This is a genomic window from Streptomyces sp. NPDC018964 (assembly GCF_044390325.1).
Lineage (GTDB): Bacteria > Actinomycetota > Actinomycetes > Streptomycetales > Streptomycetaceae > Streptomyces.
Map to the genome: position 1 here is coordinate 1 of NZ_JBIRYZ010000014.1, position 20,423 is coordinate 20,423.

A 20,423-nucleotide genomic window follows, 5' to 3' on the forward strand; every position below is an offset into this window, starting at 1 on the left:
GACATCGCCACCACCCCCGCCACCAACACCACCGTCGAACTCGACGCCCCCCACCACTGGGGCCTCGACCACTTCCTCACCCAACACCTCACCGCCGTACACCGGTCGGGGAACGGAAGACTGTGACAGCGATGACCGGAGCATGAGGGTCGCCGAACGGCCGTCCACAGGGGGAACGGCCCGCGTGGCGCAAACAGTGTCATCGGCACCCGGTCCGTTCCTGCCCGGTGATAACGTTGCCGTTCCGATACGCCGTGACAGCTTGTGCCACGCGGGGCGCCGGACATCCGAGAACGTCCGCCGCGCCTGCCGACGTCGGCTCACCCGGGCCCGTGCCCGAGCGGGACCGTGCGGACAGTGTGCGGCTGCTCCGTGCCGGCGTCACGTGACCGGACGGAGGGCAGGATGACTCGATCAGGGCAACGACGACGCAATAGCCGGACTCCCTCGGCCCGCTCCCCACGACGCGGTTTCCTCAGACGGCTGAAGTGGCGGCTGCAGTGGACCGGCTGGCTGCAGTACCTGCCCACGGTCACGGCCGCCGTGCTCCTCCTGACCCTCTCCGCAGCCGGAAAGTGGGCGGGAAGCCGGCCGGCCGTGTTCTTCTGGCTGCCCTTCGACGCCGGGGTGCTGCTGCTCGCGGCCTTCGCGTTCGACGTCGTCACCGTCAAGTTCGGGTTGCATCCCGCCGAACGGGTACCTCGTCGCCGCGACGACCTCGACGCCTTCGGCCTGATGCGCGTACGACGCTCCTGCCGGTCCTTCCAGAGCCGTTCCCTGTCGGACGCGGACCGGGAGGAACTGATGCGAGCCGTCCGCGAGCACACGCGGCCCGAACGGCTGGTGGGCACCCACCCGATCCGGCTGGAGTACCTCGCCGCCCCCCTGACCGTGTGGCCCACCGTGGGCGCGCACGAGTTCATCGTCGCGATCGCTCCACGGGAGTACGACCGCCTGTCGGTGATCGACGTCGGCCGGAGCCTGCACAAGGTGGTTCTGCACGCCACGCACATGGGACTGGCCACCTGCTGGATCGGGCCGGGTGCCGACCCGTCCAGCATCGCGGCCCACCTGGGCAGCCGCTTCGACCCGTCCGCGGAGCACGTGATCTGCGTGTGCGCCGTGGGCTACCGGTCGCGTTTCAAGCCGCTGGCCGTCAGGCTGATCGAGGTGCCGCAGCGCCGGCGCCTGCCCTTGGCGTCGCTCTTCTTCGCCGATCCCCGCTTTCAGACCTCGCTCGCGACCGACAGCCCGCCCTTCTCGGCGTTCCGGCGCTGTTACCAGGCCTGCCGGTCGGCGCCCTCGTCCTTCAACGATCAGACCAGCAGGTGCGTCGGGGTGAGGGACGATGACGGCAAGGGCCTGACGCGGTTCGATTTCTACACCACCACCGAGTCCCGGTACTACGCCCCTGTGGGGCTGGGGATCTGGTGCGCGACGTGGGAAGCCGGCTGCGGGGCCCTCGGCATCCCCGGGCACTTACAGGTACTGAGCCCTGAGGCACGGGGAGTACGCGAGGCACCCGTGCTCCCACGCTATGACCTGAGCTGGATCGCCGACGCACCGGCGGCTCCGTGACCCGCCGGCCGCCGGGGCCGGCGCCGTGGCCGGTGCTTCCGTCCACTGGCGTGCGGCGGACGCGGTCCTGCCGCCAGTGGACGACGGCCGTGCCCGTGGAGGTCCTCAGAACGGACCGGGGATGTCAGCCGGCGGGGCGGGGAGCGCGCAGGTGGGCCCGGGCGGCCAGTTCCTCCTGGCCGACCAGCTCGAGCATGGGCTTGCCCGGCGCACACATCATGGTCACCACGAAGCGGGTCGGCGCGTCCGTCAGGGCGTTGCCGTCCTGGTAGTGGATCACGTCGCCGCCCGGCTCCCAGAACGTCTCGCCGGCCTTCACCACGCGCTCGGGCTCACCCTCGAGCTCGAAGCGGACGGCGCCTTCGACCACGTAACCGAAGGCCGGACCCGAGTGGCGGTGGGGCGGGGTCCCCGGATCGCCCGGACCCCAGTCGACCTGGATGGTCATGGCCGACGCGCCCTCGGGGACGGTGACCGGGGAGACGTCCTGCAGCATCTTCGCGGCCAGCGTCCAGCTCGGTGCCCCGTCGGGCGCGTCGGCCGTGTGCGTGTGCCCAGCGTGGTCGGACATGGTGTCCCACCTCCTGTAGATCATCGGCTTGACCCTTCCGCCAGTAAGGACAGGGCGGGCGACGGATGTGTGACAGGTACGGGTACCGCGCCTCCGCCGTCGGCTCCGCGGCGCCGACTCGGCCGGCGTGTCCGGGGTTCAGGCCGTCCGGAGCCCGCGCACGGTTCGGCGACGGTCCTCGTCGGGGAGCGGCGTTCGTCCTCCGGTGAGGCGCTTCGTGTCGTGGTTCCCCTTTGCCCGTACGGCAACGGCTGTCACAGATGGCTCGACCGGCCGGTCCACCGGTCGGGAGCCTGCGAAGGCACCTCCGAACACTTGGACCGGCGAGAGGACTTGTGATGTTCCGGGATGCTGATCGCTCCGAGCTTGCTGCCACCGTCGTGTCACTGACGGCGGAGGCCGCCGTGGTGGAGGCGCGAATCAAACTGTTGAGCGACGAACTCGCCGTGGTCAACAGCCGCATCGTTTCGGCGTACGAAGCCCTGTACCGGCTGCACCGGCCGGCGATGTCGGCCGACGGGGCCGCCGCCAAGAGGTCCTGACGAGGGCGTCGGACGTGTCGGTGGGTGAGGAGGCAGGTGGCGGGGCCACGGACCGCCACCGTCGGCCGGGTGGGTGTGCGCAGGTGTGACGGGGGAGCGCGCCTTCCGCCGGAACGGATACCTGACCGCCGACCGCACCGGTCACATTCCTGTGGTTCCGCCGTGCTCGCCTCCCCTTGCCACAACTTGTGAGGATGCCGGCGCTCCACGGTGTGTACCACGCGCAGTCGGATGACGCATGGTCGATCGCCGCGAGCGGGAAAGAGTGGTCACGCATCCACTCGGTCAGCGGACCGGGGGAGAGGCGTGGCGACCGGCCATGGGACAAGGAGACGCGTGTGACTTCCGAACAGGAGACTTCCAGCACGGCGCTGGAAGGGGTGGTGTCCGCCTTCATCGTGCTCCGGCCACGCCTGTTCGGTATCGCCCACCGCATAGTGAGGAACCGGACCGAGACGGAGGACGTCCTTCAGGACGTATGGGTGCGCTGGCAGAACACCGACCGGGTCCGGGTGCTGGACCCGCCCGCCTTCCTGGTCCAGGTCACCACCCGGGTGGCCCTCAACGTCGTCCAGTCCGCGCGGGTGCGCCGTGAGACCAGTGTCGGTCTCAGGCCGGCTGAGCAGGCGGAGATCAACAGCGACCCGGCCCTCGGAGTCGAGCGGGCGGAGGCGCTGGAACTGGCTCTCGCACTACTGCTCGAGAAGCTGAACTCCACGGAACGGGCCGCCTACGTCCTCCGGGAAGCGTTCGCCTATCCCTACAGCCGTATCGCCGATGATCTCCAGCTGAGTCAGGTCAACACCCGCCAGATCGTCAGCCGGGCCCGTAAGCGCCTCACCGCCGAGCGGCGTGAACCGGTGGACAGCACGAAGCAGAAACGTTTCCTGGAGGCGTTCGTCACCGCGGCCCAGTCGGGCGACATGGACGCCCTGAAGACCCTCCTGGTCACCGATGCCGCGCCACCGTCCGCGGCGCCGGCCCGGAAGAGCTCCCGGAGAACGGACCGGGCGGCGCGGCCTCCCCGGGCCCGTCCGTGACGGTCAGTCCGGTGTGCCGGACGTGTCGGGGGTGGACTGCTCCTCGTGGAGGGCCGCGAGCGCGGTGGCGAGTTTACCGCGGCTGGTGATGCCCAGACGTGGATAGATCCGGTACAGATGGGATCCGACCGTGCGGTGCGAGATGAACAGACGCTGGCCGATCTCCCGGTTGCTCAGCCCCTGCGAGGCCAGTACGGCGATCTGCATTTCCTGGGCCGACAGCAACTCGCCGGTGTTCGCATGTCGTTGGCCGCTCGACTCACCGGCGGCGCGGAGTTGTTCGCGGGCCATGTCGGCCCAGGGGCGCGCACCGACGCGGAAGAAACCGTCACGGGCGGTGCGCAGGGGAGTGCGTGCGTCCACGTTGCGGCGCTGCCGGCGCAGCCACCGGCCGTGGTGCAGGTGCAACCGGGCGCGGGACAGCTCCCACGTGGTCGGCAGCGCGGTGAGCGCCCAGGTGTAGGTCCGCTCGGCGCTGTCGTCGGGGGCCAGCACCGCCCGGGTGTAGGCGTGTGCGACCACCATCATCTCCGAGGGCAGCCGGCCGGCGAGCTCCGGAAGATCGGCCAGCAGGTCCCGGGCCTGTTCGACGGTGCCCGCGGCCACCGCGGCGTCCGCCAGGTCGGGGGCGAGCAGCCAGCGGCTCACCGAGTGGTGGTGCGGGTCGGCCGGGTCGAAGGCGCGCGCGAGAAGCTCGTAGGCCTCGGTCGCCCGGCCGTCGAAGAGGGCCAGCAGACCGTCGACCTGCTGCGCCATCACGGTGGCGAACGGCATGCCGGGGAACAGGCTGCTGGCGCGCAGCTCGCGGACCGCCCGCACCGCGTCCTCCCGCTCGCCGCGCAAGGCCGCCACCAGGGCGGCGGTCGCCTTCACACCCAGCCAGACGATGCGTTCCCCGGTCTCCTCCGCCAGGGTGACCCCTTCGGCGGACTCCTCACGCGCCTGATCGAGCTGGCCGAGGTACACACGTGGCCAGGAACCGGCCAGGGACCGGGCGAGCAGCCCCAGTCTGCCCTGTGACCGCCACACCGCGGTCGCCTGTGCCAGGTAGTGGGCGGCCCGGCCGACGTCACCGATGACCATGGAACCGCTGCCGAGGAAGTGCAGGGTCCTGCCGTCCTGGGGGTCCGGCGTGAGACCGTCGAGCCGGGCCAGCACGTCGGCCCCGTGCCGGTAGGGCTCGGTGTACGCCCGTACCGTCAGCAGGTGGGAGGCGTTCGGGTCGGGATTCCACCGGTCCAGCTCGTCCGCGGCACCGGCGCGCACCTGTGCGTCGCCGTCCTGGAAGAAGCAGCGCGCGGCGGCCCGCCAGAGCAGGTTCTCGGCGATGTCCCCGGCTCCCGCGTCGAACGCGCCGGCCGCCGCGGTGACCATGTCCTGGATCCGCCGCTGGGGATCGTCCGGTTCGAACGCGGCCTTGTCGGACACCGACATGAGGCGGGCCCGTTCCACCGGTCCGAGCACGCTCAGGTCGGCGCGGTCCAGCAGCGTCTGCGCGTTGACGCGGTCGTTGATCTCGCCGGCCAGTTCGGCCGCCCGGATCAGGAGGCCGGTCCGCCGGTGTGCGTCGCGTACGAGGTCCGCCGCCTGGCGCAGCGCGGGAATGGCCGCCGCCACCTTGCCCCGTGCCTGGGAGTCGTTGGCGAAGCACTCCAGCCGGGCGGCCAGCTCCTCGTCCGGACCGAGCGAGGCCGCGGCCAGGTGGACGAGCTGACGCCCGGAGACGTCGTCCATCACCGCGGCGAGGGCGGAGTGGGTGGCCAGCCGGTCGGCGACCGCGGCACGCATGTAGATCGCCGAGCGCATCAGCGGATGCTGGAACTCGATCTTACGGCCGACCATGACGACAAGACCCGCGTCGATCGCCTCTTGCAGCGCGTGCACGGTGACCGGCGAGCCCATGAGACGGCTCGACACCGTCAACAGCTGGCTGAGCGGTGCGGTCGGCTCGGTGGCCATGGCCAGGAGGAAGGTACGGCACGCCCGGCTCGCCGAGTCGGTGCGTGCGGCGAACGCCTGCTCCAGCCTTTGTGTCAGTGGCAGGTCGTCGAAGTGCGCGAGCCCGTTCTGCGCTGCCTTGGGCAGTTCGACCAGAGCCAGCGGATTGCCCTCGGCGCGCTCCAGGACACGCTCGCGCACGGGGGCCGGCAGGCCGGGCGCGCTGGTGTCGAGCAACTCGGCGGCGGCGGTGGGGCCGAGCGGTTCCAGACGGAGGTCCGGCAGCATGCCCGGACTGTATGCGTCGGGGGAGTGGATCCGGGCTCCGGTGACCACCAGGATGGGCAGGTCGTGGGTGCGCCGGGCGACGAACCTGAGCACGTCGCCGCTGGAGGAGTCGATCCATTGGAGGTCGTCGACGAGCAGCAGCAGCGGCTGTCGGTCGGCCGCGTCGGCGAGCAGTTCGAGCACGGCCAGTCCGACGCGGTAGATCTGCGGCTCGGTGTCCGTGGCGACCAGGGCGCTGTCCAGCGCCTGCCGGTGCGGAGCCGGCAGGTTCTTGATCGTGCGGATGGTCGGTTGCAGCAGGAGGTGCAGCGCGGCGAACGGCAGCCACTGCTCGGTCTCCACCCCGGATGTGCGCAGCACCCGGAAACCGGCTTCGGCGGCTTCCGCGCCGATCGTGCGCAGCAGGGCCGACTTGCCGACACCGGCGGTGCCGTGCACCAGCAGCGCTCCGCCGTTCCCTGCCGCGGCGCCCGTCAGCAGTTCACGCAGGAGCCGTAGTTCCTCATCGCGACCGATCATCGCGTTTCCGCGCGCGCCGGGACCACGGAGGTGCGGAGCGGAACCGGACGTCCGGCCGGTGGTGCGTCGGGTATCGGGCTCAGCACGGGGAGGTTCCTCCGGAAATGGTCACCTGCTTGCCGCATACTACCCGGCGGTTTCGGACACCTGCATGTGAAGGGGATTTTGTCATCAGTCGAATGACTGCGGAATGACTGTGCGACGACTGCGTGACGGCAGGGGTACGGTCACGGCCGGAGGACGAGGCGGGTCCGTACGCCGTGAGGCGTCTTCGGCGCTCCCCCCGTCACGGGAAGGAACGGGACGGGGGCAGCAGGAGGCGCGGTCGACGGAGGGCCCGGGTACGGCGTACGGCACGGGCGGCCGTGCCGTGTCATGGGGCATGGGGGCCGGTGCCCGCCGCGCCGAAGCGTTCGGCTCCCGTGCTCCGGCGGAGTGGAGAGGGCCGACTGCCGCGTGCACAGGACTCAGGGAACGCGTGTCCGATGGCTGTGACACGACCGGCCGTCTGAACAGTGTGATTCACACGGTGGGTATGCGGTAAGGTTCACACAGGTCCCGGACGTTCAGAAAACCCCCGTGTGCAACGTCCGGGACCGCCCCCTGTGGTGCGTGCCGCGTGCGGTGGGCCGGTGACGGGCGAGGCGCGTCGAGCGCCGGATCACCGGGGCGGGCGGTGTGCCGCGTCCGGGTGGGGCGGGGAACGCCACGCACCGGTCGACGCGTACGACGGTCCGGGGAAAGGGACCCGCCGCGGTCGGCTGTGTCGCGAACCTGGCGTGCGTACCGACCCGCAGCCGCACCGCACCGCACCGCACCGGGACGCTCCCCCTGCCGACGGGCCCGTACGTCGCCGACGAGACCCACACGAGCCGATGCCGCCCTCTTCGCGCGTACGTCCGTTCCGGCCGTTCCCGCGGGCCGCATGGTGTGAAAACATGTCGATCGGTGGCCGGGTGGCCGCCCGGACTCCGTGCCGTCGCGCGCCGAAGAACCGAGAGGGGCTTGTCCGTGTCGTTCGGACCACTGCGCAAACTGGGGTTCCTCACCATCGGACTGTTCGACGAGGCCGATCCCCGCGCGGGACACCTGGCGACGCTCGACCTCATCGAACGGGGCGAGCGACTCGGCTTCGACAGCGCCTGGGTACGCAACCGGCACCTCCAGTTCGGCGTGTCCTCCCCTCTGACCGTCCTGGCGGCGGCCACGCAACGCACCAGCCGGATCGAACTGGGGACCGCCGTCATCCCCCTGGGCTGGGAGAATCCGCTGCGCCTCGCGGAGGACCTGGCGACCGTCGACGTCCTGTCCGGGGGCCGGCTCAACCCGGGCGTCAGCGTGGGGGAGCCCATGCACTTCGCGCACGTCCGGTCGGCGCTCTACCCCGACACCGCGGACCAGGAACGGTTCGGTTTCGAACGGCTGACCCGTCTGCTGAGCTGCGTACGCGGCGAGCCGGTCAGCGGCTTCAGCGGCACGGAGGGGATCGAGACCTACTCCGACCGGGTCCAGCCCCATTCCCCGGGGCTCGGCCGGCGCATGTGGTACGGGGGCGGCAGCCTGCGGTCGGCCCGCTGGGCGGGGCAGAACGGGCTGAACTTTCTGACCAGCAGTGTCGTCAAGGCCGAGGCGGAGACCGGGGGGACGGACGGCGGACCGGACTTCGCCGCCGTTCAGCTCGCCCACATACGGGAGTTCCGGGCGCACCATCCCGAGGGCGAGCGGGCCCGGGTCTCGCAAGGACTGGTGGTCATCCCGACCGATACCGCCACCGCCGAGCAGCGGGCCAAGTACGAGGCGTACGCCCGTGCCCGCACGGCGAGGACCACCGCTCCGCAAGGACCCCAGCGGCTGCTGTTCGCCCCGGACATCGTCGGTTCCTCCGGGGAGATCGCCGAAAGGCTCCTCGCCCACCCGGCCTACCAGGAGACGGACGAGGTCGCCTTCGCGCTGCCGTTCTCCTTCGACCACGACGACTACGTGCAGATCCTCACGGACATGGCGACCCTTCTGGGCCCGGCACTGGGCTGGAAGCCGGCTACGCCCGGCACCTGACCGTCCGGCCGGCCCCGGACGGCGCGACGGGACGCCGGACCGCCGCCCGCCCGAGTCCGGCAGGGGAGCGTGCGGTGCACCAGCCGGCCGGCGGCGCTTCCCCCTGGCCTCGCGCTTTCACGAGGTGACCTGCCCACCACTTGATCAAAAACACGGAAAGCGCCCTTGACCCGCGACGGCGGGACTCGCTGAGGGTCCTGTCGGCCGCGGGTGCGGGACGACATGCCGGCGCTGCCCGTCGACGGCTCCGCCGGCCGCTCACCGGGGAACTCCGGCCGCGGGCCCGGCAGTCCGACAGCGGCGGTGACGCACTCGCCTCGGGAGCCTTCCCGCCGCCCCTCGTTCTGCCGGCCGCCTTCTTTCCCCGCGGGAGTACGTCGTCCAAGGAGCGGTGGAGAGCGCCGGGCCGGCGAGGCTGTCACAAACGGCCACGCGGACCGGTCTGCTTGTTGAAAGCGAAAGAAGCAAGGTCCCAAGGAGCTGAGGGCACCGTGCGAGAGATCCTGATCGTCGGCGGCGGGTACGCGGGTTTCTACACCGCGTGGGGGCTGGAGAAGAGGCTGCGCCCGGACGAAGCCCGCATCACCGTCGTGGACCCCCGTCCCTACATGACGTACCAGCCCTTCCTGCCGGAGGTGCTGGCGGGTTCGGTGGAGGCCCGGCACGCCGCGGTGTCCCTGCGACGGCACCTGCGCCGCACCAGGGTGGTGGCCGGCACGGTGACCGAAATCAGCCACGCCGACCGGACCGTGACGGTGCGTCCGGTGAACGGGCCGGACCACCCCCTGCGCTACGACACGCTGGTGGTCACCGCCGGCGCCGTGACCCGTACCTTCCCCATATCCGGCCTCGACGAGCAGGCGATCGGTCTCAAGCACGTCGAGGAGGCCGTGGCCATCCGCGACCGGCTGCTCACGTCCTTCGACCAGGCGGCGTCCCTTCCCCCGGGCCCCGAGCGGAGGAAGCTGCTGACGGCCACCTTCGTCGGAGGCGGGTTCTCCGGGGTCGAGGGCTTCGCCGAACTGCACTCCCTGGCGACCGCGCTGCTCAAGCGGTACCCGGAGATCGGTGCGGAGGAGGTCTCCTTCCACCTGGTCGAGGCCCGCGGCCGCATCCTGCCCGAGGTCACCGACCGGCCCGGCGCCTGGGTCGTCCGGTTCCTGGAGGGCCGCGGCGCGCATGTGCACCTGAACACCCAGCTCCTCTCCGCGGACAACGGCCACGTCGTGCTCTCCGACGGCGAGGAGTACGACTCGAACCTGATCGTCTGGGCCGCCGGCAACGCCTCCAACCCCGTCGTGCACCGGCACACCGATCTCCCCGTCGACGAGCGGGGCCTGCTCGTCGTACGGGCCGATCTCCGGGTCGGGACGGAGGACCACTACGTACCGGACGTGTGGGCGGCCGGTGACGACGCCGCCGTGCCCGACCTGGCCGTGGGGCAGGGAGCGCGGACGGTTCCCAACGCCCAGCACGCCGTCCGCCAGGGCAAGCTCCTGGCGAGGAACATCGCCGCCGTCCTGCACGGGAAGAAGACCAGGAACTACCTTCACCACAGCCTCGGCGTAGTGGCCACACTGGGTCTGGGCCACGGGATCTTCCAGTACCGGCGACTGGTCGTCAAGGGATTCCCGGCCTGGCTCATGCACCGCGGCTACCACGTGCTGGCCGTGCCGTCCTGGGAACGCAAGATCCGCGTGTTCACCGTGTGGCTGACCGCCGCCCTCTACGGACGCGACATCGTCTCCCTGCTGTCGGTCCAGAACCCCCGGGCCGCCTTCACTTCCCACGGCAACCCGGCGGAGGTCCGGCAGCCGGTCGAGGTGAACGCACACTGAGCCGTCCCGTCGTCCTCCCCCAGCCTGCCCGTGCCGGTGATCCGCGGGCAGGCCGCGGGCCGTGCCCGACACCGGACACGCGGTCGTCGGCGGTGCGGCGCGCGGCCCGCCCTTCGTCTCCTCCGCCGCCGGCTCCAGGGGGCCCGTCGCGCGCGGAGACCTCCGGCCGGCGCACCGGCCGATCCGCCCGCCGTCACGGGCGCCGGACTCCGAGTGCCGCATCCCGGCCGTCCTCAGGAACCGCCGTCGCGCGTGCCGTCCGCCAGCACCTTCTCCAGGACGGCGACCTCGCCGGTCTGCGCGGCGGTGAGGAACGCGGCCAGCAGAAGCCGGTGCTCCGCACCGTCCACCCGCGCGCTGCGGTCGGCGCGCAGCCTCCGCCGGGCCCTGCTGACGATCTGCCGGCTGTTGGGCTGGGTGGTCTCGAGGATCCGGGCGATCTCGCTGTACTCGTAGTGGAACGCCTCGCGCAGTACGAAAGCGGCGCGCTCCACCTGGTTGAGTTTCCGCAGCAGCAGGTGGAGGGCGACCTTCACCGCCTCGGCGCGTTCCGCCCGCTCGGCCGGGCCGGGGCCGGGAGCTGCGGGCTCGGTCACCGGACGGTCACTGGGCACCTCACGCCGTACGCGTGCGGATCCCGCCACGTTGACCGCCATGCGGACCGTCGTGGTCACGAGGAAGGCGACGGGATCACGCACCTGGGCGCGCTCGGTGTTCTGCCACCGCAACCACACCTCCTGCACGGTGTCCTCGGCCTCGGTCATGTCCCCGAGCACCCGGCACGCGATCCTCAGCAGGCGCGGACGGACACCGGTGAACGCTTCGCCCGCGCGAACGAGCGCTTCGTCCGCCCGCACGTCCCGCGGCGTGTCCGGCGGACGAACATGATGTGTGTACGGCACGGCTCCCCCTCACCATGCTGGGAAAGCGGGGCGGCGGGCCTCACCGCCCGCATTCCGCCCTGCCGCACCAGCCCACCATGTGCGCCCGGCGGTCACCAGGAACAACTGGAGGCACAAACGGCTGAGCCCGGCCACCAGGGGGCTCCGGGGCCGGCTGTGGACCGCTGCTTCGTCGCAGCCGGGTGGAGGGACGGGTCGGCCGGGCCATGAGGAGAGACATGTCGTTCGGGATGCAGCTACGGCAGCTGCGCGTGAGGGCGGGACTGACGATCGAAGGACTGGCCGAGGTCTCGGGCGTCAGCGCGCGGGGCATCGGCAATCTGGAACGGGGCGAGCGTACGGCCCCGCAGCGGCGAACGGTCGCGGCGCTGGCCGCCGGCCTGGAGCTGGACGAGACGGCGCGGGAACGTCTGCTCTCGGCCGCCCGCCTCGCGCGCGGCGGTGGGAGGGGGCTGTCCCAGGTCCGGTCCACGCCCCGAGGTGTTGACGATTTCGTCGGCCGCGCCCGGGAACTGGCACTGCTCAGGCAGTTCGCCGAAGACGCCGCCCGGACGGGCCGGAACTCCGCGGCCCGTCCGGTCGTGGTGTCCGGTCCGCCCGGATCGGGCAAGACGACACTCGCTCTGCACACGGTGCGTGAGCTGGCCGACCGCTTCCCGGACGGCCAGCTGGTGGTGGATCTGCGCGGCATGGACGACACGCCCCCGAGTACGAGCGAGTCGATGCTGTGGGTCCTGAAGGCCCTGGAGGTGCCGGACGGCGTCCTGGCGAGGAGCGGGGCACAGGCCCACCCCGAGGTGTACCGGCGCGTGCTGGCCGAGCGTCGCCTGCTGCTCGTCCTGGACAATGCCCGGGACGAGCGGCAGGTACGTCCGCTGCTGCCCGGCGCCGGGGCGGGAATGGTGATCGTGACCAGCCGGCGGATGCTGACCGGCCTGGAGAACGTCCATCGCCTGCCGATCGGGGAGCTCTCGCCCGACGAGGCCGCCGGCTTCCTCACCTCCTTGGTCGGGGCGGAACGCAGTGAACCCGAGGCACTGCGCGAAGTCGCCGAACGGTGCGGCCGCCTGCCGCTGGCGCTGCGGGTGGCCGGCAACTGGCTGGCCACCCGGACCGGCTGGAGCGTGCGCCGCCTCGCGGACCGGCTGGCGCTCGAGGAGCGGAGGCTCGATGCCCTTTCCGCCGGAGACGTGCGCGTCTCGGCGGCGTTCGACCTCTCCTACCGGCAGCTCACTCCCACGGCGGCCCGCATGTTCCGTCTGCTGGCCCTGGTCGACGGGCCCGATCTGAGCGCGGCGTGTGCCGCGGCGCTGACCGGCAGGTCCGTCCTCGACGCCGAGGACATTCTCGACGAACTGGTCGAGACCGGCCTGCTCAATGTGGCCGGCGAGCGCTACCGCCTCCACGACCTGCTGCGCCTGTTCGCCCGTACCCGGCTGCGTGCCGAGGAGCCGGCCGAGGCCGTGGCCGGGGCGCGTACGGCACTGCGCCGATGGCTGCTGGAGACCGCGATGGTGGCCGGCCGCTGGTACGAACCCGGTTTCGGCGCGCCGCCCCCCGACTGGCGCGGCACGGTCGACCTCTCCAGCGCCGACCGGGCCGCGCACTGGTTCCGGGCCGAGGCCGCCAACTGGCTGGCCGCGCTGCGCGCGGCGGCCGCCGAAGGAGAGCACGCCACCGTGGTGGAGGCCGCGGAGTCGATGCACTGGTTCTCCGACCAGTTCATCTTCTGGGGACACTGGGCCGAGGTCTTCTCGACGGCCGCCCGCTCCGCCCGGCTTCTCGGCGACCTGGTGGCGGAGGCCACCCAGCTCAATTACCAGGCGTGGGCCCTCATCATCTGCGAGGGCAGCCCGCGAGGGGGTCTCGCCAAGGCCGCCGAGGCCCTCGAGACCGCCGAACGCGTCGGTGACCTCGCCCAGGAGGCGTGGGCCCACTTCTACATGGCCTGGGCCAACAGCTTGCTCGACGAGCAGCTGGTGGCCATCGAACACAATCGCCGGGCCGCGGCCCTCTTCGAGAACGCCGGTGACCACCACGGTCTGCTGCAGACGATGACCAGTCAGTGCATCAGTCTGTCGGAACTCGGACGATCGCGGGAAGCCATCGCGGAGATCGCGCGCGCGTTCGATTACATTGACGGGTCCGGTGACCTCTTCGAGCCTCACATCGCGGACTTCACGCGCGTCAATCTCCATCTGACCTCGGGGGCGATCCGCATGTCCCTCGAAGAATGGGACGAGGCGATCGTCTCCTTGCGCACCGCCGTCGACCTCTGTCGCGGAACGGGCAATCGCGGCCTGGAGTCCCGTGCCCTCGTCGCCCTCGGGGAAGCGCTGTCGGCCACGGGGCGCAAGGCGGAAGCCAGGGAAGCGCTCACCCGGTGTCTGCTCGTCGACGCGGGCGCGGGCTCCCAGCACACCGAGCGGGCTCGACAACACCTTTCCCGCCTGGACGCCGACGGGGCCGCGGAAGGACCCTAAGGGGGTGCGGGGCGTTCGCCGTGTCCGTCCCCGGGCCCGCCGACGCCACCCTCCCCGCGACGAAGCGGGTTGTTTCGCGCGGTGCGGCGCACATCACGAGGAGAGAGGGGAGTCCTCGAGGCCCGGCCAGCCGCTCGTGCGTGGCCGGCGGCCTCCCTCGCGTTCACGGGGGCACCGGGCGCGGCCCCCGGCCGGTGCCCCGTCGGTGGGCGCGCGCCTACGCGGCGAGGCGCTCGGCCAGCAGGCTCGCCCTGGCGGCGGCTTCCTGGAGGGCCTGCTCACGGGACTTCTCGAAGAGCGGCACCAGTTCGGCCATGGCCGGATCGACCGGCGCCATGGTCAGTTCGGGGACGATGAAGTCGACGTCGAGGGCGAGGACGTCGGTGAGAACCGCCGCCAGGTAGTTCTGCACGTACTCGAACTCCTCCTTCGGGGTGCCGGGCGCGTAGGAGCCGCCCCGGCTGGCCACGACGGTGACCGGGGTGCCCCTCAGCGCGGGGTTCCCGCCCGCCGTGCGGCCGGGGAGGATGACATTGTCCAGCCACGCCTTGAGTGTCGAGGGGATCGTGTAGTTGTACATCGGGGCGCCGATGAGGACGGCGTCCGCGGTCTCCAGCTCGGTGATCAGCTCAAGCCGTGCGGCGAAGGCCGAAGCCTGCTCAGGGGTGTGGCCGGACGGATCGGTCAGGCCGGCGAGGTGGGCGTCGGCGGTGATGTGCGGGACGGGGTCGGCGGTGAGGTCGCGGTAGACGACGGTGTTCTCCGGGTTCTGCTGCTGCCAGGTCTCGCGGAAGACGCGCGTCACGGCGCGGGAGGCGGAGGCGTCGGCAGGAAAGAGGGACGAGTCGATGTGCAACAGCGTGGCCATCGGGCAACTCCTGGGGGAACAACGGGAACGGGTGGCGCGTGACGTCTGCCACGGCGCCGTTCTTCGGCGGTACGACGAGCGGATCGCGGTGCTAGGGGAGCGCCCGGATCCCGCTCTTCGGACCGTCCTTTCAGGAAGACCGGAGGGCATGCCACCGCGTGACAACATTCTCCGTGTTCCTCGCAAGTGACGGACGAGCGGTGACATGGCCACGGGAGTTCTGAGTGGCGCAGGTCACACTTCGGTAGCCGTAACGGTCCGCAGATCACTCCGCTCCTTGCTTGTGACCGACCACGGTCGCCGCCCGCACCACAGCGAGGAACACACCATGAACGCACGTTTCGACTACTACGGCAGTCCTCTCGGAGCGAAGGTGCTCCGGCACATCAACTCGGCCAACAAGGTCATCGCCGACTCGGCCCTGCCGCACGCCACGCAGGAACTGGTCAAGATCCGCGCCAGTCAGATCAACGGCTGTGGGTTCTGCACCGACATGCACAGTAAAGAGGCCGCGCACGCCGGGGAGACCCAGCAGCGGCTCAACCTGGTGGCGGCCTGGCGGGAGGCCACGGTCTTCACCGAGGCCGAACGCGCCGCGCTGGAACTGGCCGAGCAGGGCACCCGGACCGCGGACGCGAGTGGCGGCGTCACGGACGAGGCCTGGGCGAAGGCCGCCGAGCACTACGACGAGGACCAGCTCGCCGCGTTGATCTCACTGATCGCTGTGATCAACGCGTACAACCGGATCAACGTCGTCATCCAGCAGCCGGCGGGCGACTACCAGATCGGTCAGTTCGGCTGATTCCTCCCTGCCGCGACAGCCGCACACCGGAAACAGGCTGTCACACCGACGGGACGCCCCTTGTCCTATGGGGTGAGCGCCGGGTGCCGCCCGCCGGGGCGGCGCCAGTGGGGCCGGCGGGCCCCGGGAGGAAGGGACCCGTAGGAGGGTCCCGGCGCGGGATCCACCGGCCGGCCGCGGAGACCGCCGCGAGGCTCCCCGCGTCCCCCTTTTTCCGGCGCGGTGCCCGGCCGGTCGGCGCCGCCCCCAGGACATCCGCCACGACACCCCGGCACACGGCCCACGAGGCACTGATCCACCCAGGGCGGCCGCACCGCGCCCGCACCGTGAAAGGAAGGCCGCCATGAACGATCCGATCCGGCCCGCCGGGTCCCCCGGGCCCAGCGCACTCGACCAGCTCCCCGACCGGGACGCCGAGGAGACCGCCGAATGGCGGGCGTCGTTCGAAGCCGTCGTGCGCAACGCGGGTCCCGAACGAGCGGTGTACCTGATGCGGCGCGTGCACGAGTACGCGGCGGCGTCCGGCACGGCCCTGCCCCGGCTGCTGTCCTCCGACTACATCAACACCGTTCCCGTCCAGGCCCAGCCCGCCTTCCCCGGTGACCTCGACATGGAGTCCCGGATCACCGCGCTGAACCGGTGGAACGCGGCGGTGATGGTGACCCGCGGCTCCCGCCTCGGCCTCGGCGGCCACATCACCACCTACGCGTCGGCGGCCTGGCTGTACGAGACCGGCTTCAACCACTTCTTCCGCGGCAAGGAGAAGGACGGCTCCGGCGACCAGCTCTTCATCCAGGGACACGCCTCGCCGGGCATCTATGCGCGGGCCTTCCTGGAGGGACGCCTGGACGAGGGGCACCTGAACGGTTTCCGGCGCGAGGCCGGCGGTCACGGCCTGCCGTCCTACCCGCATCCCAGGCGCCTGCCGTGGCTGTGGGAGTTCCCCACCGTGTCCATGGGGCTCGGCCCGCTCGCCGCCGTCCACCAGGCCCGCTTCAACCGCTACCTGCGGGACCGGGGCATCAAGGACACCTCCTCCTCCCGGGTCTGGGCATTCCTCGGCGACGGGGAGACGGACGAGCCGGAGTCGACCGCGGCCCTTGCCCTGGCGGCCCGCGAAGGACTCGACAATCTCACCTTCGTCGTCAACTGCAATCTGCAGCGTCTCGACGGGCCCGTCCGGTCCAACACCAAGATCGTCCAGGAACTGGAGGCCCGGTTCCGCGGCGCGGGCTGGCACGTCGTGAAGGCCCTGTGGGGCGAGGCATGGGACGACGTGCTGCGGCAGGACGGCACCGGCGCCCTCGTCCACCGCCTGGGCGAAGTGCCCGACGGCCAGATGCAGACGTACGCCGCCCGGGACGCCGCCTACATCCGCGAGCACTTCTTCACGGGTGACACGCTCTCGGCCATCGCCGCACGGCTCGGCGACGAGCGGCTGACCGACATGTTCGCCGACTCCCGGGGCGGACACGAGCCCTTGAAGGTGTACGCGGCCTATCGGGCCGCGGTCGAGCACCGGGGGGAGCCCACGGTGGTCCTCGTCCAGACGGTGAAGGGACACACGCTGGGCCCCGACTTCGAGTCGCGCAACGCCAACCACCAGATGAAGAAGCTCACTCCGGCCCAGTTCCGCCGGCTGCGCGACGTCCTGGAACTGCCCGTCCCGGACAGCGCGCTGAGCGGCGACGAGGTGCCGTTCTGGCACCCCGGTGAGCAGTCCCCCGAGGTCCGGTACCTGCGTGACCGGCGTGCCGCCCTGGGCGGCCCCGTTCCGGCGCGCACGGTGGCCGTCAAGCCGCTGCCGCAGCCGCCGTCCCGTCCCTTCGAGGCACTGCGGAAAGGGTTCGGCCGGCAGGAGGTCGCCACCACCACGGCACTCGTCCGCCTGGTCAAGGACCTGATGAGGGACAAGGAGACGGGCCATCGATGGGTGCCCATCATCCCCGACGAGGCCCGCACGTTCGGCATGGAGTCCCTCTTTCCGACGGCCGGCATCTACGCGCCGCAGGGCCAGACCTACGAGCCGGTCGACGCCGGCCAGCTACTGGCCTACCGGGAGAAGAAGGACGGCCAGCTCCTTGCCGAGGGCATCACCGAAGCCGGTTCCATGGCCGAGTTCACCGCCGCGGCGACCTCGTACGCCACCCACGGCGAACCCATGATCCCCCTCTACATCTTCTACGCGATGTTCGGGTTCCAGCGCACCGGCGACCAGTTCTGGGCCCTGGCCGACCAACTGGGGCGCGGGTTCGCCGTCGGGGCGACCGCGGGCCGGACCACGATGACCGGCGAGGGCCTGCAGCACGCCGACGGACACTCGCACCTGCTGGCCTCCACCAACCCGGCCGCGGTGAGCTACGACCCGGCGTTCGCGTACGAGATCGCGGTGATCGTCCAGGAAGGGCTGCGGCGCATGTACGGCGAGCGGCCCGAGGACGTCTTCTACTACCTGACCGTCTACAACGAACCCAAGCGACAGCCGCCCATGCCGGCCGGGCCCTTCGTCGAGGAGGGCATCGTCCGGGGCATGTACCTGTTCCGGCCCGCGGCCGCGGACACTGGGCCGGCACTGCAGCTCCTCGCTTCGGGCACCGCCATTCACTGGGCCATGCGGGCCCAGGAGCTGCTCGCCTCCGACTGGGGGGTGCAGGCCGGCCTCTGGTCGGTGACCTCCTGGACCGAACTGCGCCGGGACGCTCTGGAGGCGGACCGGGCGCGGCTGCGCGGCAAGGAGCGTGTCCCCTACGTGACCGGCGCGCTCGCGGGAGCGCCGGGGCCGGTGCTGGCCGTCAGCGACTGGATGCGACAGGTGCCGGACCAGATCAGCCAGTGGGTCGAACAGGACTACTCGTCCCTGGGCACCGACGGCTTCGGACTCTCCGACACCCGTGAGGCGGCGCGCCGCTACTTCCGGGTGGATGCCGAGTCGGTCGTCGTGGCGGCACTGGACCGGCTGGCGCGGACCGGAGCCGTCGACATCGCGTTGGTCGGCAAGGCCCGCGAGCGGTACGGCCTGCAGGACTGAAACAAGCGGCCGGGCCCAGCGGGGCCCGGTCTCCACCATCGAGAACTCATCCGCGACGTCGTCCGTGCCCTCAGGTGCCTTCAGTCGGCCCTCGAAGGGCCGACCCCCATCCGGCGGCGTTGCCGGTGGCCCGAGGAGTACACGTGACCAGCACAGCGCAGGCACAGAAGTCAGGAGCCCGGGCGGCTCACCCCGAACATCTCGGGCATGTCGTCTTCATCGCGGCGGCGGCCGCGATGGGCGGTTTCCTCTTCGGCTACGACAGTTCCGTGATCAACGGTGCCGTCGAGGCCATTCGTGACCGTTACGACATCGGCTCCGCCGCGCTCGCGCAGGTCATCGCCGTCGCCCTGATCGGCTGCGCGATCGGTGCGGCGACCGCCGGCCGGATAGCCGACCGCATCGGCCGCATCCGGTGCATGCAGATCGCCGCGGTCCTGTTCACCCTCAGCGCCGTCGGCTCCGCGCTGCCCTTCGCCCTGTGGGACCTGGCGTTGTGGCGGGTCGTCGGCGGCTTCGCCATCGGCATGGCCTCCGTGATCGGCCCGGCCTACATCGCCGAGGTCGCCCCGCCCGCCTACCGCGGCCGGCTCGGCTCCTTCCAGCAGGCCGCGATCGTCGTCGGCATCGCCGTCTCCCAGCTGGTCAACTGGGGCATCCTCAACGCCGCCGACGGCGACCAGCGCGGCGAGCTGATGGGCCTGGAGGCCTGGCAGGTCATGCTCGGCGTCATGGTGATCCCGGCCGTCCTCTACGGCCTGCTCTCCTTCGCCATCCCCGAGTCCCCCCGCTACCTGATCTCGGTGGGCAAGCACGAACGCGCCCGGCAGATCCTCGAAGAGGTCGAGGGCACGGACATCGACCTGACCGCCCGCGTCACCGAGATCGAGTCGGCGATGCACCGCGAGGACAAGGCCTCCTTCAAGGACCTGCTCGGCGGCGGCTTCTTCTTCAAGCCGATCGTCTGGATCGGCATCGGCCTGTCCGCCTTCCAGCAGTTCGTCGGCATCAACGTCGCCTTCTACTACTCCTCGACGCTGTGGCAGTCGGTCGGCGTCGACCCGACGGACTCCTTCCTCTACTCCTTCACCACCTCGATCATCAACATCGTCGGCACCGTCATCGCGATGATCTTCGTCGACCGCATCGGCCGCAAGCCGCTGGCGGTCATCGGCTCCGTCGGCATGGTGATCGGCCTGGCGCTGGAGGCCTGGGCCTTCTCCGCCGACCTCGTCGACGGACAGTTGCCCGCCACCCAGGGCTGGGTCGCCCTGATCGCCGCCCACCTCTTCGTCCTCTTCTTCGCCCTGTCCTGGGGCGTGGTCGTCTGGGTCATGCTCGGCGAGATGTTCCCCAACCGCATCCGCGCCGCCGCCCTCGGCGTCGCCGCCGCCGCACAGTGGGTCGCCAACTGGGCCATCACCGCCAGCTTCCCCTCCCTGGCCGACTGGAACCTGTCGCTCACCTACGTGATCTACACGGTCTTCGCCGCGCTCTCCATCCCGTTCGTGCTGAAGTTCGTGAAGGAGACGAAGGGCAAGACGCTGGAGGAGATGGGCTGAGCGGCAGCCCCCGAGCCCGGGGAGCCGGGTCAAGTCCCCGCTACCGGCTCCCCGATTCCTGCCGTCTCCGTCCGCCTCCAAGGCGGACGGAGACGGCAGGCACCACTCGTCGATGCGGCATCGCCGGATGTATTCAACACCGTTGTGAGAATAGCGTGGGCCGCACGACGTCCGGCAGTCGCCGGCCTGGGCGCGCTCGGGTCCCGACGGGGCGGGACGCGTCGCACCAGGGCAGGTCGGCCCCGTTCTGCCACGTGACAGGTGCACCGCGACACTCAAGCCACTGTTCCTGGTCCGTGTGAACACGCTTGACATCCAACATTGTGTAAGGCTATATGGCACTCTCTCAGTTCCAGTGCCCCAGAGTCTTGATCCGTGTCGAAGGGAGGTGATGGTGGTGGATCCGAAG

13 protein-coding genes are annotated in these 20,423 nt (G+C 71.0%); 9 read left to right on the forward strand and 4 right to left on the reverse strand.

The window, feature by feature from the left end; all coding sequences use genetic code 11:
* Positions 1-405: 405 nt before the first annotated feature.
* Positions 406-1,578 (forward strand): nitroreductase family protein, encoded by a 1,173-nt coding sequence (locus ACH5AO_RS23455; RefSeq protein ID WP_398927650.1) that lies wholly within the window; start codon positions 406-408, stop codon positions 1,576-1,578.
* A 124-nt stretch (positions 1,579-1,702) separates the two neighbouring features.
* On the opposite strand, the gene ACH5AO_RS23460 is transcribed toward ACH5AO_RS23455, so the two are convergent.
* Positions 1,703-2,149 carry a cupin domain-containing protein gene (locus ACH5AO_RS23460; RefSeq protein ID WP_398927652.1) on the reverse strand — a complete coding sequence of 149 codons (447 nt, stop codon included), beginning with the start codon at positions 2,147-2,149 and terminating at the stop codon, positions 1,703-1,705.
* A 338-nt stretch (positions 2,150-2,487) separates the two neighbouring features.
* Here ACH5AO_RS23460 and ACH5AO_RS23465 point away from each other — a divergent pair, with 338 nt between their 5' ends.
* Both ACH5AO_RS23465 and ACH5AO_RS23470 read left to right on the forward strand, forming a co-directional pair.
* On the forward strand, positions 2,488-2,691 hold the full coding sequence (locus tag ACH5AO_RS23465; protein ID WP_398927654.1) for a hypothetical protein: 204 nt from the start codon (positions 2,488-2,490) through the stop codon (positions 2,689-2,691).
* 338 nt (positions 2,692-3,029) lie between these two features.
* Entirely contained in the window at positions 3,030-3,731 is a 702-nt protein-coding gene (locus ACH5AO_RS23470; protein ID WP_398927656.1) for a sigma-70 family RNA polymerase sigma factor, read from the forward strand.
* 3 nt (positions 3,732-3,734) lie between these two features.
* Here the strand turns inward: ACH5AO_RS23470 and ACH5AO_RS23475 are convergent, their stop codons facing one another.
* On the reverse strand, positions 3,735-6,476 hold the full coding sequence (locus ACH5AO_RS23475) for an AAA family ATPase (RefSeq protein WP_398927658.1): 2,742 nt from the start codon (positions 6,474-6,476) through the stop codon (positions 3,735-3,737).
* Positions 6,477-7,487: 1,011 nt separating this feature from the next.
* On the opposite strand from ACH5AO_RS23475, the gene ACH5AO_RS23480 reads away from it, so the two are divergent.
* Both ACH5AO_RS23480 and ACH5AO_RS23485 read left to right on the forward strand, forming a co-directional pair.
* The gene (locus tag ACH5AO_RS23480; RefSeq protein ID WP_398927660.1) at positions 7,488-8,531 is read left to right on the forward strand and encodes an LLM class flavin-dependent oxidoreductase; all 1,044 of its coding nucleotides are present in this window, start codon (positions 7,488-7,490) and stop codon (positions 8,529-8,531) included.
* A gap of 491 nt (positions 8,532-9,022) precedes the next feature.
* Positions 9,023-10,369 (forward strand): NAD(P)/FAD-dependent oxidoreductase, encoded by a 1,347-nt coding sequence (locus ACH5AO_RS23485; RefSeq protein ID WP_398927662.1) that lies wholly within the window; start codon positions 9,023-9,025, stop codon positions 10,367-10,369.
* A 233-nt stretch (positions 10,370-10,602) separates the two neighbouring features.
* On the opposite strand, the gene ACH5AO_RS23490 is transcribed toward ACH5AO_RS23485, so the two are convergent.
* Complete coding sequence (locus ACH5AO_RS23490) at positions 10,603-11,271, reverse strand: sigma-70 family RNA polymerase sigma factor (protein ID WP_398927664.1); 669 nt, start codon at positions 11,269-11,271, stop codon at positions 10,603-10,605.
* A 218-nt stretch (positions 11,272-11,489) separates the two neighbouring features.
* Here ACH5AO_RS23490 and ACH5AO_RS23495 point away from each other — a divergent pair, with 218 nt between their 5' ends.
* Positions 11,490-13,754: an ATP-binding protein gene (locus ACH5AO_RS23495; protein WP_398927666.1), complete on the forward strand. Its 2,265-nt coding sequence runs from the start codon at positions 11,490-11,492 to the stop codon at positions 13,752-13,754.
* 217 nt (positions 13,755-13,971) lie between these two features.
* Here the strand turns inward: ACH5AO_RS23495 and ACH5AO_RS23500 are convergent, their stop codons facing one another.
* On the reverse strand, positions 13,972-14,622 hold the full coding sequence (locus ACH5AO_RS23500; RefSeq protein ID WP_398927668.1) for an FMN-dependent NADH-azoreductase: 651 nt from the start codon (positions 14,620-14,622) through the stop codon (positions 13,972-13,974).
* Between the two features lie 328 nt (positions 14,623-14,950).
* Between ACH5AO_RS23500 and ACH5AO_RS23505 the strand changes: the two genes are divergently transcribed.
* The 3 genes from ACH5AO_RS23505 to ACH5AO_RS23515 all read left to right on the forward strand — a co-directional run bounded on the left by ACH5AO_RS23505 (position 14,951) and on the right by ACH5AO_RS23515 (position 20,014).
* Positions 14,951-15,424 carry a carboxymuconolactone decarboxylase family protein gene (locus ACH5AO_RS23505; protein WP_398927670.1) on the forward strand — a complete coding sequence of 158 codons (474 nt, stop codon included), beginning with the start codon at positions 14,951-14,953 and terminating at the stop codon, positions 15,422-15,424.
* 343 nt (positions 15,425-15,767) lie between these two features.
* Positions 15,768-18,452: a pyruvate dehydrogenase (acetyl-transferring), homodimeric type gene (gene aceE, locus ACH5AO_RS23510; protein WP_398927672.1), complete on the forward strand. Its 2,685-nt coding sequence runs from the start codon at positions 15,768-15,770 to the stop codon at positions 18,450-18,452.
* A 143-nt stretch (positions 18,453-18,595) separates the two neighbouring features.
* Positions 18,596-20,014, forward strand: coding sequence for a sugar porter family MFS transporter (locus tag ACH5AO_RS23515; RefSeq protein WP_398927674.1), 1,419 nt, complete (start codon positions 18,596-18,598; stop codon positions 20,012-20,014).
* Positions 20,015-20,423 lie beyond the last annotated feature (409 nt).